This window comes from Sulfitobacter dubius, assembly GCF_027214245.1.
In the GTDB taxonomy this organism is placed as follows: domain Bacteria; phylum Pseudomonadota; class Alphaproteobacteria; order Rhodobacterales; family Rhodobacteraceae; genus Sulfitobacter; species Sulfitobacter dubius_A.
The window spans coordinates 1-1,284 of sequence record NZ_JAPWHM010000029.1; the positions used below are offsets into that span (position 1 = coordinate 1).

At 54.6% G+C, this 1,284-nt stretch carries 1 protein-coding gene; it reads right to left on the reverse strand.

Features of this window, described 5'->3' with window-relative positions:
• Positions 1-40: 40 nt before the first annotated feature.
• Positions 41-1,203 (reverse strand): IS3 family transposase gene (locus O4H31_RS19460; protein ID WP_269348178.1). Its coding sequence is split into 2 segments (ribosomal slippage): positions 41-936 and positions 936-1,203, totalling 1,164 coding nucleotides; the frame shifts between segments, so codons are not numbered across the junction.
• Positions 1,204-1,284: the final 81 nt, after the last annotated feature.

Sequence of the window (1,284 nt, forward strand, 5' to 3'; positions counted from 1 at the left end):
CTGAGCTACTCCCCATTTGTTGGACAGGATCTGGCGTAGTTTAAGCTACTCTTTGCACTTGCTGATCGTGGTTGGTTGTTTCAATTCTCTGCCAATAGACCACAGCAGGTGGTTTGCCGCCAAGGGCAGAATGCGGGCGCTTCTGGTTGTAGAACTCGATCCATTTTCTAACGCCATCTCGGGCCGCTGACCCGGTTTCCCAGGCATGCAGGTAGACGCATTCATACTTCAGTGACCGCCACAGCCGTTCGACAAAGATATTGTCGAGGAAGCGGCCCTTGCCGTCCATTGAGATGCGCACGTTTGCGCTCCGCAACCTGTTCGTCCAAGCGAAAGACGTGAACTGGCTGCCCTGGTCCGTGTTCATTATGTCTGGCGGGCCGAACTTGTGGATCGCCTCATTCAGCGCATCAACGCAGAAGCCAGCCTCCAACGTGTTCGAGATGCGCCACGCCAGAACCTTGCGCGTGTGCCAATCCATGATGGCCACCAGATAAAGGAAGCCGCGCCGCATCGGTAGATATGTGATGTCGGCGCACCAAACTTGATTTGGCCGATCCACGCGTAGCCCCCGCAGCAGGTAGGGGTAAATCTTGTGACCCTTCGCCGCCTTGCTCGTGTTGGGTTTCTGGTAGATCGGCATGAGACCCATCAACCGCATAAGGCGTCGGATGCGCTTTTCGTTCACCAGATGCTGTTCATTGCGCAGGTGCCACGTCATTTGGCGCACACCGTAAAACGGGGTTTCCAAGAACTGCTTATCGATGACGCGCATCAGATCGAGGTTCATCTCGCTCTCACCCTTGGGTTCATAGTAAAATGACGACCGCGAGATCGACAGCAGGGAACATTGCTTGCCGACGGACAGACCCGGAATGTTCGGCTCAATCATCTCAATCATCTTGCACCTCACTTGCCGGTCCAGGGTTTGAGCTTTCTGGCCAAAAAATCGTTGGCGACGGCCAACTCCCCAATCTTGGCATGCAGGTCTTTGACCTGCTCTTCATCGACTTCCGGTGCCTTCCGGCTACCTCGCTCGAACACACCAGATGCGCCCTCAAGCAATGCACGTTTCCATTGATGGATCATCGTCGGGTGAACTCCAAACCGACTGGCCAGCTCGCTGACAGTCTCTTCGCCTTTCAGCGCTTCCAACGCCACCTTGGCTTTGAATTCTGGGTGATGTTGCTTCCGTTTCGACATTCCTGATCTCCTTCGTGTTGAAGATCAGCAAACTACAAATCGCAGCTTACGTCAGTGTCCGATGTTCGGGGGGTAGCTCAT